Here is a 15,132-nt window from a genome sequence, read left to right on the forward strand (position 1 = left end):
GCCGATCCAGGAGCCGCCTCATGTCGCAAGCCGTCCGCAGCGAGACCGCCGCCACCGATCCGTTCTTCTCCGCATCGCTCGACACCGTGGATCCGGAGCTGGCCAAGGCGATGGCCGGCGAGCTGCATCGCCAGCAGCACGAGATCGAGCTGATCGCGTCTGAGAACATCGTCTCCAGGGCAGTGCTCGAGGCGCAGGGCTCGGTGCTGACCAACAAGTACGCCGAGGGGTATCCCGGCAAGCGGTATTACGGCGGCTGCGAGTTCGTCGACATCGCCGAGACGCTGGCGATCGAGCGGGCGAAGCAGCTGTTCGGCTGCGGGTTCGCCAACGTCCAGCCGAACTCCGGCAGCCAGGCGAACCAGGCGGTTCTCATCGCACTGTCAAAGCCTGGCGACACGCTGCTCGGCATGAGCCTCGATGCCGGCGGCCATCTCACGCACGGCGCCCGGCCGAACCTTTCGGGGCGCTGGTTCAACGCGGTCCAGTACGGGCTCGACCTCGAGACCGGGCTGATCGACTACGATCAGGTCGCCAGCCTCGCCGAGGAGCACAAGCCGGCGGTGATCGTCGCCGGCGGCTCGGCCTATTCGCGCCGGATCGACTTCGCCCGCTTCCGTCAGATTGCGGATGCGGTCGGCGCCTGGCTCTGGGTCGACATGGCGCACTTCGCGGGTCTGGTGGCCGGCGGTCAGCATCCGAGCCCGTTCCCGCACGCCCACGTCGTCACGTCGACGACGCACAAGACGCTGCGCGGGCCGCGCGGCGGTCTCGTGCTGACCAATGATGAGGACATCGCCAAGAAGATCAACTCGGCGATCTTCCCCGGCCTGCAGGGCGGCCCGCTGATGCACGTCATCGCGGGCAAGGCGGTCGCCTTCGCCGAGGCGCTCCGCCCGTCCTACAAGGACTACGTCGCGAAGGTGGTCGACAACGCGCGGGTGCTGGCCGAGACGGTGCGCGAGGGCGGCTTCGACATCGTCTCCGGCGGCACGGACACGCATCTGATGCTCGTCGACCTCCGCCCGAAGTCGCTGACCGGCAAGGCGTCGGAGACCGCGCTCGGACGGGCCGGCATCACCTGCAACAAGAATGGCGTGCCGAACGACCCGCAGAAGCCGACGATCACCTCGGGCGTCCGCCTCGGCACCCCGGCGGCGACCACCCGCGGTTTCGGCCCGGACGAGTTCCGACAGGTCGGCCGGCTCATCGTCGAGGTTCTCGATGGCCTGACGACCGCCAATTCCGAGGACGGCAACACGCTCGTCGAGGCACGCGTGAAGGAAGAGGTCGAGCGGTTGACGGCACGCTTCCCGATCTACGCCACGCTCGGCTGATCGGACCGCCATGCGCTGCCCCTATTGCGGGTCACAGGACTCGCAGGTGAAGGACTCGCGCCCCGCCGAGGACGGCGGGGCGATCCGCCGGCGTCGCGTTTGCCCAGACTGCGGCGGCCGGTTCACGACCTATGAGCGGGTGCAGCTGCGCGAGCTGACGGTGTTGAAGAAGTCGGGCCGGCGCGTGCCGTTCGACCGCGACAAGCTCGCCCGTTCGGTTCAGGTGGCGTTGCGCAAGCGCCAGGTCGATCCAGAGCGGGTGGAGCGTCTGATCTCGGGCATCGTGCGCCAGCTCGAGTCGACGGGCGAGGCGGAGGTGACCTCCGACCAGATCGGCCTCTTGGTGATGGAGGCGCTGCGAGGCCTCGACGACGTCGCCTATGTGCGCTTCGCGTCGGTGTATCGGGACTTCCGCGAGGCGCGGGACTTTGCCGCCCTGATCGGCGAGCTGTCGCAGGGGCCTCAACGCGCACCGCCGGTGGATCCGGACGAGGAGGATCCGCGCGAGGCCGCTGGCGAACCGATGCGCGATGCCTGAGGGTCCGTCCGAGCTGGACCGCCGGTTCATGGCCGCGGCGATCCGTCTGTCCGAGCGGCATGTCGGACTGACCGGCACGAACCCCTCGGTCGCGACGCTGATCGTGCGCGACGACGGCGATGGCCCGGTGATCGTCGGGCGGGGCGTGACGGCCGAGGGCGGCCGGCCGCACGCCGAGACGCAGGCCCTCGCCGAGGCCGGCGCGCGTGCCCGCGGCGCCACCGCCTATGTCACGCTCGAGCCCTGCGCCCATCACGGCCGCACGCCGCCCTGCGCCGAAGCACTGGTCGCCGCCGGCATCGCGCGCGTCGTCTCGGCGGCGGCCGATCCCGATCCGCGAGTCAGCGGCCGGGGCCATGCGATCCTCACCGCGGCCGGACTCGCGGTGACACCCGGTGTGATGGCGGCCGACGCAGGCCGTCCCATGTCCGGCTATCTCTGCCGGCTGACCCGCAAGCGCGCCGAGGTCACGCTGAAGCTCGCGCTGTCGTCCGATGGCTGCCTCGGCCGGATCGGGGCCGGGCCGATCGCGATCACGGGTCCGGTCGCCAACGCCCAGACGCATCTCTTGCGGGCGCGGCACGACGCGGTGCTGGTGGGGGTCGGCACCGTGCTGGAGGACGATCCTCAGCTGACCTGCCGGCTCCCGGGGCTGGCCGACCGCTCGCCGCTGCGCATCGTCATCGACCCCGGCTTGCGAACCCCGCCGACGTCACGGCTCGCCGCAACGGCGCGCGAAGTGCCCACCGCCTTCGCGACGCTCGGCGCGGCTCCGGCGGCGCAACGCCGGGCGCTCGCCACCGCCGGCTGCGACTTCATCGCCTGCGAGGCCGACCCCGCCACCGGCCTGGTGGCGCTGCCGGAACTCCTGGAGGATCTCGCCGCGCGCGGCATCGCGAGCGTGCTGGTCGAGGGCGGACGCCGCACCGCCGCGGCGTTCCTCGATCAGGGACTGGTCGATCGGCTGGTGCTCCTCGTCGGTCCGCACGCCATCGGACCAGGCGGCATCGCGGCGCCACTTGATCTGACGTCGGCCCGTCGCGATTTCCGGCTCGAGCGGGAAGCCTGCTACGGGGCCGATCGCATGTATGCCTTCACACGAAAGGATCGATGATGTTCACCGGCATCGTCACCGACATCGGCCGCATCGCGAGCGTGCGAGACCTCGATGTCGGCCGCCGCTTCCGCGTTGCGACCACCTACGAGCCGGATACGATCGCGCTCGGTGCTTCGATCGCGTGCGCCGGCGTCTGCCTGACGGTCACCGCTCTACCCGAGGCCGGCGCGAACGATCGCTGGTTCGAGGTCGAGGCCTGGGAGGAGGCGCTGCGGCTGACGACCGCCGGCGGGTGGGCCGAAGGCACGCGGATCAATCTCGAACGTTCGCTGAAGCTCGGCGACGAGCTCGGCGGCCACCTCGTCTCCGGTCATGTCGACGGTACGGCGACTATCGTTGCGGTCGAGCCGGAAGGCGAGGCGGTGCGCTTCCGCATCGAGGCACCGTCCGAGCTGTCGCGCTTCGTGGCCCGCAAGGGCTCCGTCTGCCTCGACGGCACCTCGCTCACGGTCAACTCCGTCGAGGGCCACCGGTTCGACGTGCTCCTCATCCGCCACTCGCTGGAGGTGACGACGTGGGGCGAGCGGCAGGTCGGCGACAGCGTCAATCTTGAGGTCGATCAGATTGCGCGCTATGCCGAGCGCCTGTTCGGCGACACCTCGCGTTGAGAAGCCGTCGCTTTCCGTAATTCGCCCGCCCGCTCATCGCTCGGATCGCCTCGCGTCCGTCGCGCCGCCGTCCGCTGTTTCGAAAGTCCGCCATGTCCACCCAGCCGCACCTCCTGATCGTCGAGGCCCGCTTCTACGACCACATCGCCGACCATCTGCTCGAGGGTGCCACGGCACGGCTCGATGCGGCCGGCGCCACCTATGACGTCGTGACGGTGCCCGGCGCGCTGGAAATTCCCGCCGCGATCAGCTTCGCACTCGACGGCGCGAACGAAGACGGCGTCGACTATGACGGCTTCGTCGCGCTCGGCTGCGTCATTCGCGGCGAGACCTACCACTTCGAGATCGTCGCCAACGAGTCGGCCCGGGCGCTGACCGCACTGTCGGTCGACGAGAGCCTGGCGATCGGCAACGGCATCCTCACGGTCGAGAGCGAGGAGCAGGCGCTGGTGCGGGCCCGCCGTGGCGACAAGGACAAGGGCGGTGGCGCCGCTGAGGCGGCACTGGCGATGATCGCGCTCCGCCGCAAGCTGGGAGCCTGACGCCATGTCGGATGCCGCGCCTCGCGTTCCGCGTCCCGCCAACAAGCGGGGCGCCGCGCGTCTCGCCGCCGTTCAGGCGCTCTACCAGATGGATGTCGGCGGCACGACGCTGCTCGAGACCGTGTCGGAATACGAGAGCTTCCGGCTCGGCCGCGAGGTCGACGGCGACCAGTACCGCGAGGCGGATGCCGCGTGGTTCCGCGACGTCGTGTCCGGCGTGGTGCGCAACCAGACCGAAATCGATCCTCTGATTCACACCTCGCTAACGGCCGATTGGCCGCTGGCGCGCCTCGACACGACCCTGCGGGCCATCATGCGGGCCGGCGCCTACGAGATCGGCCACCGCAAGGACGTGCCTGTGGCGGTCATCGTCACCGAATATGTCGACATCGCCCGCGCCTTCTACACCGAGGACGAGCCGCCGCTGGTCAATGCCGTGCTCGACCGGATCGCACGGCGCGTGCGCGGCGAGGGCCGGGGCACCTCGTGACCGCGGTCCCGGGCGCCCCGGGAGCGCCGCTGGCCGGCCGCGGGGCCTACCGCAACGCCTATGTCCTTGCGGCCGCGCAGGCCGTCGTCGGCGCCGCCGCGCCGGTGACGATCGCCTCGGGCGGTCTCGCCGGCCTCTGGTTGCTCGGCGATGCGAAGGACCTCGCGACACTGCCCGTGACGGGCTTCAACCTCGGCGTCGCGCTCGGGGCGCTGCCGGCCGCCGCACTGATGCGCGCCATCGGGCGGCGCTACGGGCTGATGGCCGGCGCCCTGGTCACCGGAATCGGCGGGTTGGCAGCGGCGCTGTCGCTCTTCGCGGCTGGCTTCTGGCCGTTCGCCGCGTCGCTGATGGCGATCGGCTTCGGCGCCGCTTTCGTGCAGCAGTACCGCTTCGCCGCACTCGACGGCCTCGCGGTGCCGCTGCGGCCGCGCGCCGTTTCAATCGTCCTCACCGGCGGCCTGTTCTCGGCGGTCATCGGGCCGCAGCTGGTGCGCCTCTTCCGGGATGCCTTCCTGCCGATCCCGTTCGCCGGTGCGTTCGCCGGTCTCGTCGCGCTGTCGCTCGCCGGCGTGCTGATCCTGTCGCTGCTGCGCGTGCCCGAGGCGGCCGACACCGATGCGGGCGAGAATCTCGCACCGGCCCGCCCGCTCGGGGCGATCCTGCGCCAGCCGCACTTCGTCGCGGGCCTCGTCTGCGCGGTCGGCAGCTACGCGCTGATGAGCTTCGTGATGACCGGCGCGCCGCTTGCCATCGTCGGCTGCGGCCTGCCGGTCGACGTCAGCTTCCTCGGCATCCAGTGGCACGTGCTCGCAATGTTCGCGCCAAGCTTCGTCACCGGCCGGCTGATCCAGCGCTTCGGCAAGCACGCGGTGATCGCGACAGGCCTCGTGCTCATCGCGGCCAGCGCCACGGTCTCGCTGTCGGGCCTGGCCGTCTGGAACTTCTGGGTCGGTCTCATCCTGCTCGGCCTCGGCTGGAACTTCGGCTTCATCGGCTCGACCGCGCTCGTCGCCGAGAGCTATCGCGCGTCGGAGAAGAGCAAGGCGCAGGGGTTTCACGACTTCGTCCTGTTCGGCTCGGTCGCCGCCGCCTCGTTTCTCTCCGGGCGCGTGCTGAGCGCGGCCGGCTGGGCGGCAATGAACCTCGCCGTCTACCCGATCGCCGCCCTCTGCCTCGTCGTTCTCGCCGCGGAGTATGCCACCGCTCGGCGCCGTCTCGCACGGGCGGCATAGAACCTTACGTCAGCTTGACGAGGGTTTACCCTCAGGTAACCTCCCCTCGCTGTCGCCTGCAGGCTCCTTCGAGCCGTCGGTGGAGGCAAAGCGAACGGCCGGCAATGCACCGGCCGAGGAGGGTGAGGGAGGCCTATGAGTACAGTTCTGTTGCTCGTGATCGCGTGCGGGGTCCTGTCGATCGTCTATGCCGTCTGGGCCACCCAGTCGGTGCTGGCCTCCGATGCGGGCAACGCCCGCATGCAGGAGATCGCCGGGGCCATCCGCGAGGGGGCCACCGCCTATCTGACGCGCCAGTACACCACCATCGCGGTGGTCGGCGCGATCGTCTTCGTGCTTTGCTGGGCGCTGCTTTCGGCCTATGCCGCCGCCGGCTTCCTCATCGGGGCCGTTCTGTCCGGCCTCGCCGGCTTCATCGGCATGAACGTGTCCGTGCGGGCGAACGTGCGCACCGCGCAGGCCGCGTCGCGTTCGCTCGCCGCCGGCCTCGGCATCGCCTTCAAGTCGGGCGCCATCACCGGCATGCTCGTGGCCGGTCTCGCGCTGATCGGCGTCGCCGCCTACTTCTTCGTGCTGACCGGATCGTTCGGCCTCGCGCCGTCCGACCGGTCGGTGATCGACGGTCTGGTGGCGCTCGGGTTCGGCGCATCCCTGATCTCGATCTTCGCCCGCCTCGGCGGCGGCATCTTCACCAAGGGCGCCGACGTCGGCGGCGACCTCGTCGGCAAGGTCGAGGCCGGCATTCCCGAGGACGATCCGCGCAACCCGGCCACCATCGCCGACAACGTGGGCGACAATGTCGGCGACTGCGCCGGCATGGCGGCGGACCTGTTCGAGACCTATGCGGTGACCGTCGTCGCGACGATGGTGCTCGGCGCGATCTTCTTTGCCGGCAGCGACCGGGTGGAGACGGCCATGGTCTATCCGCTCGCCATCTGCGGGGCCTGCATCGTCACCTCGATCGTCGGCACCTTCTTCGTGCGGCTCGGCACCAACGGCTCGATCATGGGCGCGCTCTACAAGGGCCTGTGGGCGACCTCGCTCCTGTCGATCCTCGGCCTCGGCCTGGCCACCTGGCAGACCGTCGGCTTCGGCGATGTCGGCCAGAGCAGCGCCGGCACCGTGATCAACGGGCTCGACCTCTTCATCTGCGGCGTCATCGGTCTTGCGGTGACGGCGCTGATCGTGTGGATCACCGAGTACTACACAGGCATCGGGTTCCGCCCGGTGCGCTCGATCAGCCAGGCATCGGTATCCGGCCACGGCACCAACGTCATCCAGGGCCTCGCCGTCTCGCTGGAGGCGACGGCGCTGCCGACGCTGGTGATCGTCGCGGGCATCGTCTCGACCTATCAGCTCTCCGGGCTCTACGGGACGGCGATCGCGGTGACCTCGATGCTCGGCATCGCGGGCATGATCGTGGCGCTCGACGCCTTCGGGCCCGTCACCGACAATGCCGGCGGCATCGCGGAGATGGCGGGTCTTCCGCCGGAGGTGCGCAAGTCCACCGACGCGCTCGACGCGGTCGGCAACACCACGAAGGCGGTCACCAAGGGCTACGCCATCGGCTCAGCCGGCCTCGGCGCCCTCGTCCTGTTCGCCGCCTACAACTACGATCTCGAGTACTTCGTGCGTGAGGCGCAGGCGGGCAACGGCTTTGCCTACTTCAGGGACGTGACGCCCGACTTCGCGCTGACCAATCCCTTCGTGGTGGTCGGCCTTCTCCTCGGCGGTCTCATCCCCTTCCTGTTCGGCGGCATCGCGATGACCGCCGTCGGGCGGGCCGCGCAGGCGGTGGTGATCGAGGTGCGGCGGCAGTTCAAGGAGGCGCCCGGCATCATGGAGGGGACCGAGCGGCCGAACTATGCCCGTGCCGTCGACATGCTGACGCGTGCGGCGATTGCCGAGATGGTCGTCCCGTCGCTGCTGCCGGTGCTGGCGCCGATCGTGGTCTTCTTCGCCGTCGACCTGATTGCCGGCAAGAGCGAGGCCTTCTCGGCGCTGGGCGCGATGCTGCTCGGCGTCATCGTCACCGGCCTCTTCGTCGCGATCTCGATGACCTCCGGCGGCGGCGCCTGGGACAATGCGAAGAAGAGCTTCGAGGACGGCTTCGTCGACAGTTCGGGCGCGCGGCACTTCAAAGGCTCGGATGCGCACAAGGCCTCGGTGACCGGCGACACCGTCGGCGACCCCTACAAGGACACCGCCGGGCCGGCGGTCAATCCGGCGATCAAGATCACCAACATCGTCGCGCTCCTGCTTCTCGCCGTGCTCGCGCACGGCTGAGGTCGAACGCCGCCGACACCGGCGCGGGCCTGGCGGCCCGTGCCTGGAGCGGATGCAGCGCGAGCGCTCTGGGCTCGACGCTCAGCGCTTCTGGTTGGTAAGCGTGTCGACGATGCTGCTGTTGTTCGGGCCTTCGTCGGAGAGGAGGCCGCCGAGGAAGCTGGCATCCTTGCCGCCGGTGGCGGTGGTGCGCGAGACGAAGTCGAAGACCTTGCCGTCCTGCAGGCCGTAGTTGGCCAGCCGCTCGACCCTGCCGTCCTTGTCGAAATACACCGCCAGCACGTGCTGGTCGACGATGTGCGGCCGCATGAAGGCGACCGGGCGAACCCGCTTCTGCGAGATGTAGTAGAACACCTCGTTGTCGAAGGTGGCGGTGGTCGATGGCGATCCGAGTGCCAGCAGGACCTGCTCCCGGCTTGATCCGACGGGGACGAGCGACAGCTGCTGCTCGTCGATGACATAGCCCTGGTTGAAGGTCTCGGCGGTGTTGCAGCCGGTCATCATGAGCGACATCGCCAAGGCCGAGGATGCGAGCAGCGGCAACTGGATACGAACAGCACGGAACACGCTCGACATCTCCTCAGGTCCTCACCAACACGGCCGGGATTACCATCGACGCGAATGCGTCCTTTTGGCGTCAGCGACCGCAACGGGTCGGCGGCGCAACGGGTGCCCGGGAAAAGGGCAGGGCTTGAGTAAAGCAGTCGGGCACGCGTTGCAATCGCGGGGCGGTCGTGCGAGGCGAGGCGCTCGGCACGACGGCGGGTGGAATGTTCGAGCGGTTCAGGATCAGGCGGCGCAATCGCGAGATCGTCGACGCGCTTTACGCGCAGATCGTCGAGCAGTCGCGTCAGCCCTGCCTGTTCACGCAGATGGCCATTCCGGACACGGTGATGGGGCGCTTCGAGGCCCTCTCGATCCACGTCTTCCTCGTGCTGTTCCGCTGCAAGCGCGTAGCGGCCCTGCAGCCTCTCGCGCAGGACCTCGTCGACCGCTTCATGACCGATCTCGATGGTTCCATCCGCGAACTCGGCATCGGCGACCAATCGGTGCCCAAGCGCATGAAGCGGCTGGCGGCGATGTTCTACGCGCGGGCCGACGCCTATGATTCTCCGCTGGAAGCCGAGGACCGGGACGCGCTGGCTCGAGCGCTCGCCGCGCGGATCGCCGTGCCGGAGTCGAGCCCGGATGCCGCCCGCGACATCGCATCCTATATGTTGAAGCGTAACAGCGAACTGAGGGCGCTCGGCGACGACCGGATCCTGAGCGGCCATCTGTCGAGCGAGGTCTGAGCGATGTCGTCCTCTGCATCTGCCGAAACCGGCACGCCCCTCGACGTGCATGTACGGGTGCGCAGCCTTCCAAAGGAGGGCGCGCCGGTGGTCTTCGAGGCGGACGAAGACGAGCGTGGAGCGCTCGCCGCCCGTCTCGGCATACCGAAGGTCGAGCGGATGACGGCCGATCTGCGTGCGCAGCCCTGGCGGGGGGAGGGCGCGCGCGTCATGGGCCGGCTGCGGGCTGAGGTCGTGCAGACGTGTGTGGTGACGCTGGAGCCGGTGCCGCAGTCGATCGACGAGGCCGTCGACCTGCGCTTCCTGCCCGAGCCGGGCCGGCCGAAGCGGCTCGACTCGCTGGGCGGCACCGAGCTCGATCTCGATCCGGAGGGCGACGACGCACCGGAGCACTTCACCGGCGACCGCATCGAGCTCGGCGAGATCCTGACCGAGCTTCTGGCGCTCGCCCTCGATCCCTATCCGCGCGCGGCCGGCGTCGACTTCGAGGCGGTCGATACCGATCCAGAACCGGACGGCGGCAAGGTTTCGCCCTTTGCCGGCCTCGCCCGGCTCCAGAGCGGCGATACCCCCGACGACTGAGATGGCGATGGTTGCCACGTGCGGCAAAGCGGCTATCTTCGCGCCGCTGCCGGTGGCGGCGACCCGAGAGTGAGTTCAGTGCAGCGATCTTCCGATATCACGGTCTCCCTGGATGCGATGGGCGGCGACCACGGCCCGAGCGTCGTCATTCCCGGCGCCGAGATCGCCCTGCAGCGCCGTCCGGAGCTACGCTTCGTGATCTTCGGTCGAGAGGATGCCGTCATGCCGGTGCTCGACCGGCACCCGAAGCTGCGCGAGGCTTCCACCTTCCAGCACTGCGACGTGGCGGTGCGGATGGATGACAAGCCGTCGCAGGCGCTTCGTCAGGGGCGCAACAAGTCTTCGATGTGGCGCACCATCGAGGCGGTCAAGCTCGGTGAGGCGGATGTCGCGGTGTCGGCCGGCAACACCGGCGCGCTGATGGCGATGGCCAAATTCTGCCTGCGCACCATGGCGAATATCGAGCGGCCGGCGATCGCGGCGATCTGGCCGACGCTGCGCGGTGAGAGCATCGTACTCGACGTCGGCGCGACGATCGGCGCGGACGCACAGCAGCTGATCGACTTCTCGGTGATGGGCGCGGCGATGGCTCGCGCGCTGTTTCAGATCGAGCGGCCGACCATCGGTCTCCTCAACATCGGCGTCGAGGAGGTGAAGGGTCAGGACGAGATCCGCGAAGCCGGCCGGCTTCTCAAGGAATCGGAGATCGCGGGTCTCGATTACCGCGGTTTCGTCGAGGGCGACGATCTCGGCAAGGGCACCGTCGACGTCGTCGTCACCGAAGGGTTCACCGGCAATGTCGCGCTCAAGACCGCCGAGGGGACGGCCAAGCAGATCGCCGCCTATCTGCGCGCGGCGATGAGCCGCACGCTGCTCGCCAAGCTCGGTTACATACTCGCCAAGAGCGCCTTCGACCGCCTGCGCGACAAGATGGATCCGCGCAAGGTCAATGGCGGCGTCTTCCTCGGGCTGAACGGCGTCGTCATCAAGAGCCACGGCGGCACCGACGCCGAGGGCATCGCGGCGGCTATCGACCTCGCCCATGCGATGGCCCGGCACGGCCTGCGGCAGAAGATCGAGAAGGATCTGCATGAGTTCAATCTGCGTCTGTCCGACAGCGCTGCCCCGGACGCATCGGAGCGCCGCTGAATGAGTGACCTCCGATCGGTCATCCTCGGCACCGGCTCGGTGCTGCCGAAGCGGATGATGTCGAATCTCGACTTTGAGGGCGTCGTCGAGACGTCCGACGAGTGGATCCAGCAGCGCACCGGCATCCGGACCCGCTACATCGCGAGCGAGGACGAGACGACGGTGTCGCTCGCCGAAGGCGCGGCCCGCCGCGCGCTCGAGGCCGCCGGCCTCGTGCCTGACGACATCGACCTCATCGTGCTCGCCACCGCGACTCCCAACAACACCTTTCCCGCCTCGGCCGTGCAGGTCCAGCACCGGCTCGGCATCCACGGCGGCTTTGCTTTCGACGTCGCCGCGGTCTGCTCGGGCTTCGTCTACGCGCTCACCACGGCGGATTTGTACCTGAAGAGCGGGATGGCGCGGCGCGCGCTGGTCATCGGCGCCGAGACCTTCTCGCGCATCCTCGACTGGGAGGATCGCACGACCTGCGTGCTCTTCGGCGACGGGGCAGGCGCGGTGGTCCTGCAGGCCGAGAGCGGCGACCATGGCATCATCGCGTCCCGGCTTCGCGCCGATGGGTCGCACGAGGAGAAGCTCTACGTCGACGGCGGGCCGTCGACGACCGGGTCGGTCGGCAAGCTGCGGATGGAAGGCCGGGAGGTCTTCAAGCATGCCGTCGGCATGATCACCGACGTCATCGAGGACTGCTTCGCGGCAGCCGGCGTGGCGGCTGACGACCTCGACTGGTTCGTGCCGCACCAGGCGAACCGTCGGATCATCGAAGCGTCGGCCAAGAAGCTCGGCATTCCGATGGAGAAGGTGGTGGTGACGGTGGACCGGCACGGCAACACCTCGGCCGCCTCCATTCCGCTGGCGCTCGACGCGGCCGTGCGCGACGGGCGCGTGCGCCGCGGCGATCTCGTGATGCTCGAGGCGATGGGCGGCGGCTTCACCTGGGGCGCGGTCCTGCTGCGCTGGTGAGTTTTTGAAACTTGATTAAGGTCGGCGTTGGCGTATGGTTGATTGGCCTTGTCCGCTGCAGCCGCGGGGGCGGTGCTGCATGGACGCGCACTGGTGGTAGGGGACACGTATGGGAGACAAGACGGTCACGCGAGCCGATTTGGCAGAGGCGGTCTTCCGGAAGATCGGTCTATCGCGGACCGAATCAGCTTACCTCGTTGAAACAGTGCTCGAGGAGATCTGTTCCACCATCGCACGCGGCGAGTCCGTGAAGATCTCCTCGTTCGGCTCCTTCCTCGTGCGCGAGAAGAACGAGCGGATCGGACGCAACCCGAAGACGGGTGAGGAAGTGCCGATCTCGCCCCGGCGCGTGGCGATCTTCAAGCCGTCGAACGTGATGAAGGAAAAGATCCTTTCGGCTCATTGCGAGCGCAAGCCGGAGGACGACGGCGAAGCGGCCGAGCTTCTGCGCGCGGCCGAGTGACGACAGTCGGTTGACCCACGAACATGAGTGACAAGAGCGTCGACGCCTTCCGCACCATCAGCGAGGTCGCGGAGGATCTGGACCTGCCGCAGCACGTGCTCCGCTTCTGGGAGACGCGCTTCGCGCAGATCAAGCCGATGAAGCGGGGCGGGGGTCGACGCTACTATCGGCCCGACGACGTCGAACTGCTGAAGGGCATTCGCCACCTTCTCTACGTCAAGGGCTTCACGATCCGCGGTGTCCAGCGGATCCTGAAGGAAAACGGCAACCGCTTCGTCATGGCGATCGGCGCCGGCGATTTCGGTCTTCTCGACCGCGTGCAGACGCCGCCCCCGGCCGCCTCCGCAGATACGGACGAGCCGGCCGCAGCCGACGTCCCCGCCCCGAGCGGCGTAGCGGACGCCGATCTTCTCGCGGCCGACGCGCTTCCGCCGGCCGAACGCCGCAAGAGCTTTGCCAGCCTCATGCGCCGCGAGCGGGGCGCCGAAACTCTTCCGCGCGAGGCGACCGACAAGCTGCAGGAGGTCATCATGGACCTCCTCGAATGCAAGCGGCTGCTCGACCAGGTCCGCTGAGGCGCGCCTTTCGCCATCCCTATCGCTGCAAAGCCGGTTCGTCCGGCTCGGGGAAGTCTTGTCCAGCGTCGGTCGTGCGCACGGACAGGCCCGCAGCGGCCATTCGCGCAGGTTCTTCGAAAGCCAGCGCCAATTTTCTCGGAGCTGATCGAAAGCGTCATTGAGCATCTTAGGAAAGTGTTTTCGTTCTCCTTGCTAGCCTGATTGGGATCGGAGGGACGGGATGCAGTCGAAGCAGGTGGTCTCGCGCGGAACGGACCCGCTCGTCGTGGGGCTGCGTGTCTTCGTGTGCGTCGTCTGCGTGGCCTTTCCGCTGCTCGTCCTCGCCTACGAGTTCAACGTCCGCGACAGCACCCTGGGGAAGGCCGAAGAAGGCGCGCAGCTGACGGCGCAGGCCCTGTCGCAACATGCGAACGACACGCTCGAGACGATCGACGTCGTCCTCACCGGCCTCGCCGAGACGCTGGATGCCGCTGACGGCGGATCGCCCGACATCTGGGCGCTCGGCCAGTCGCTCGCCGCGCAGCTCCGCCAGGCGCCCCGCATCCGCAGCGTCGCCGCCTTCGACCAGAGCGGCAAGCTCAAGCTGTCGTCCGACTTGCAGGTCCCGGACTGGTACGACGTCTCGAAGACCGACTTCTTCGCGCAGCTGCGCGACGGCTACGGGACCGACATCGTCTTCGGCCGGCCGATCGAAAGCGCCGGCGACGGCCGCTGGATCCTGCCGGTGGCCCGGCGCCTGACCCGGCGCGACGGCAGCTTTGGGGGCGTGCTCGTGGCCACCGTCCGCAGTGCCTATTTCGCCGATTTCTACAAGGTGTTCGCGCGCCAGCCTGGCCTGATCGTCTCGCTCTTCTCCGGAGACGGAACGCTTCTCGCCCGCTATCCGACCATACCCGGCGACATCGGGCGCAGCGTCATGGACGACGTCTGGCGCACGCAGGTGCTGCCGCAGACCTCGGGCACGCTGCGACTCAACTCGCCCATCGACGGCGTCGAGCGCCTGTGGGGCTTCAGCCATGCCGGTTCGTTTCCCGCGATCGTGTTCACCGGCGTGACTCCGTCGAGCGTCCTGTCGCACTGGCTGCGGGAGCTGGTCGTCGGCATGGCGATCAGCGTGGCGATCGCAGGCCTCCTCGCGTATTGCGGCTTCCGGCTGATCGATCAGGTGGCCGAAGCCCGCTCCTCCGAGAAGCGCTACTCCGTCCTTGCCGGCGAAGATGCGCTGACACGCCTCAGCAACCGCCGCAGCTTCGACGAGGAGCTGCGCGCCAGCTGGGAGCGGGCCGGCAACCTGCAGCGCCCCCTCTCGCTCCTCCTGATCGACGTCGACCACTTCAAGCTGTTCAACGACACGCACGGCCATCAGGCCGGCGATGCCTGTCTGCAGGCGCTCGGGGAGGCCTTCCGGCGCTGTCTGCAACGGCCGGCCGACTTCGTCGCGCGCTACGGCGGCGAAGAGTTCGCCGTGATCCTGCCGGACACCGGCGAGTTCAGCGCCCGCGTGGTCGCAGAGCGCATCCGATTCGCGGTGCTGGAGCTGCGGCTGCAGCGCGAACCCGTCGACAGGCAGGCCTATGTCACCGTCAGCATCGGAGGCGCAACCTGGCGTGCCGATTCCGATGGTCACGGCAGTGCCAGCGATCTGGTGGCTGCGGCCGACCAGGCGCTCTATCGGGCAAAACGGCTCGGCCGCAATCGAAGCGAGATGGTGCGGACGCTGACGGTCGAGAGCGCTGCGTGACCACGGCCGATTGCCCGGCTTGCAAAGAGGCTTTCCGATTTTGGTGAGACTGGTCGGAGCGAGAGGATTTGAACCTCCGACCCCCTGAACCCCATTCAGGTGCGCTACCAGGCTGCGCTACGCTCCGACGCCGCAAACACCTAGTGAAAACAGGGATCGGACGCAAGCCGAATCGGCTGATCCGGAACGCGGGGCGCGGCAAGTCACGGCC

General features: G+C 68.6%; 16 protein-coding genes and 1 tRNA gene. 15 read left to right on the forward strand and 2 right to left on the reverse strand.

Going from position 1 to position 15,132, the window contains the following annotated elements; genetic code table 11:
* The first annotated feature begins 20 nt into the window (after positions 1-20).
* The 8 genes from glyA (at position 21) to NPA30_RS04415 (ending at position 8,153) form a co-directional block, all read left to right on the forward strand.
* Positions 21-1,337 (forward strand): serine hydroxymethyltransferase, encoded by a 1,317-nt coding sequence (gene glyA / locus NPA30_RS04380; protein ID WP_256801144.1) that lies wholly within the window; start codon positions 21-23, stop codon positions 1,335-1,337.
* 10 nt (positions 1,338-1,347) lie between these two features.
* Positions 1,348-1,875, forward strand: a complete 528-nt coding sequence (gene nrdR / locus NPA30_RS04385) for a transcriptional regulator NrdR (protein ID WP_256801145.1) — start codon at positions 1,348-1,350, stop codon at positions 1,873-1,875.
* Positions 1,868-2,989, forward strand: coding sequence for a bifunctional diaminohydroxyphosphoribosylaminopyrimidine deaminase/5-amino-6-(5-phosphoribosylamino)uracil reductase RibD (gene ribD / locus NPA30_RS04390; protein WP_256801146.1), 1,122 nt, complete (start codon positions 1,868-1,870; stop codon positions 2,987-2,989). Before nrdR ends, ribD begins: the two co-directional genes overlap by 8 nt.
* A complete protein-coding gene (locus NPA30_RS04395; RefSeq protein ID WP_256801147.1) occupies positions 2,989-3,600 on the forward strand; it encodes a riboflavin synthase in 612 nt (203 codons plus the stop codon). Before ribD ends, NPA30_RS04395 begins: the two co-directional genes overlap by 1 nt.
* Positions 3,601-3,692: 92 nt before the next feature.
* Positions 3,693-4,142, forward strand: coding sequence for a 6,7-dimethyl-8-ribityllumazine synthase (locus NPA30_RS04400; protein WP_256801148.1), 450 nt, complete (start codon positions 3,693-3,695; stop codon positions 4,140-4,142).
* A gap of 4 nt (positions 4,143-4,146) precedes the next feature.
* Positions 4,147-4,632 carry a transcription antitermination factor NusB gene (gene nusB, locus NPA30_RS04405; protein ID WP_256801149.1) on the forward strand — a complete coding sequence of 162 codons (486 nt, stop codon included), beginning with the start codon at positions 4,147-4,149 and terminating at the stop codon, positions 4,630-4,632.
* Entirely contained in the window at positions 4,629-5,867 is a 1,239-nt protein-coding gene (locus NPA30_RS04410) for an MFS transporter (protein ID WP_256801150.1), read from the forward strand. The genes nusB and NPA30_RS04410 overlap by 4 nt, the downstream gene beginning before the upstream one ends.
* 135 nt (positions 5,868-6,002) lie before the next feature.
* On the forward strand, positions 6,003-8,153 hold the full coding sequence (locus NPA30_RS04415) for a sodium-translocating pyrophosphatase (protein ID WP_256801152.1): 2,151 nt from the start codon (positions 6,003-6,005) through the stop codon (positions 8,151-8,153).
* An 81-nt stretch (positions 8,154-8,234) separates the two neighbouring features.
* On the opposite strand, the gene NPA30_RS04420 is transcribed toward NPA30_RS04415, so the two are convergent.
* Entirely contained in the window at positions 8,235-8,729 is a 495-nt protein-coding gene (locus tag NPA30_RS04420) for an outer membrane protein assembly factor BamE (protein WP_372338741.1), read from the reverse strand.
* 194 nt (positions 8,730-8,923) lie between these two features.
* Between NPA30_RS04420 and NPA30_RS04425 the strand changes: the two genes are divergently transcribed.
* From NPA30_RS04425 to NPA30_RS04455, 7 genes are all read left to right on the forward strand, one after another.
* Positions 8,924-9,445, forward strand: a complete 522-nt coding sequence (locus tag NPA30_RS04425) for a ubiquinol-cytochrome C chaperone family protein (protein ID WP_256801153.1) — start codon at positions 8,924-8,926, stop codon at positions 9,443-9,445.
* Between the two features lie 3 nt (positions 9,446-9,448).
* The gene (locus NPA30_RS04430) at positions 9,449-10,027 is read left to right on the forward strand and encodes a YceD family protein (RefSeq protein ID WP_256801154.1); all 579 of its coding nucleotides are present in this window, start codon (positions 9,449-9,451) and stop codon (positions 10,025-10,027) included.
* A 117-nt stretch (positions 10,028-10,144) separates the two neighbouring features.
* Positions 10,145-11,176 (forward strand): phosphate acyltransferase PlsX, encoded by a 1,032-nt coding sequence (gene plsX / locus NPA30_RS04435; protein ID WP_372338755.1) that lies wholly within the window; start codon positions 10,145-10,147, stop codon positions 11,174-11,176.
* The gene (locus tag NPA30_RS04440) at positions 11,177-12,139 is read left to right on the forward strand and encodes a beta-ketoacyl-ACP synthase III (protein ID WP_256801156.1); all 963 of its coding nucleotides are present in this window, start codon (positions 11,177-11,179) and stop codon (positions 12,137-12,139) included.
* A 109-nt stretch (positions 12,140-12,248) separates the two neighbouring features.
* Complete coding sequence (locus NPA30_RS04445) at positions 12,249-12,602, forward strand: integration host factor subunit alpha (protein WP_256801157.1); 354 nt, start codon at positions 12,249-12,251, stop codon at positions 12,600-12,602.
* Between the two features lie 23 nt (positions 12,603-12,625).
* Complete coding sequence (locus NPA30_RS04450; RefSeq protein ID WP_256801158.1) at positions 12,626-13,177, forward strand: MerR family transcriptional regulator; 552 nt, start codon at positions 12,626-12,628, stop codon at positions 13,175-13,177.
* Between the two features lie 223 nt (positions 13,178-13,400).
* Positions 13,401-14,921 carry a GGDEF domain-containing protein gene (locus tag NPA30_RS04455; protein ID WP_256801159.1) on the forward strand — a complete coding sequence of 507 codons (1,521 nt, stop codon included), beginning with the start codon at positions 13,401-13,403 and terminating at the stop codon, positions 14,919-14,921.
* 50 nt (positions 14,922-14,971) lie between these two features.
* Here the strand turns inward: NPA30_RS04455 and NPA30_RS04460 are convergent.
* Positions 14,972-15,048: transfer RNA gene (locus NPA30_RS04460), tRNA-Pro, on the reverse strand.
* Positions 15,049-15,132: the final 84 nt, after the last annotated feature.

The sequence above is a fragment of the Mangrovibrevibacter kandeliae genome, from assembly GCF_024519155.1.
Classification (GTDB): Bacteria; Pseudomonadota; Alphaproteobacteria; order Rhizobiales; family Rhizobiaceae; genus Mangrovibrevibacter; species Mangrovibrevibacter kandeliae.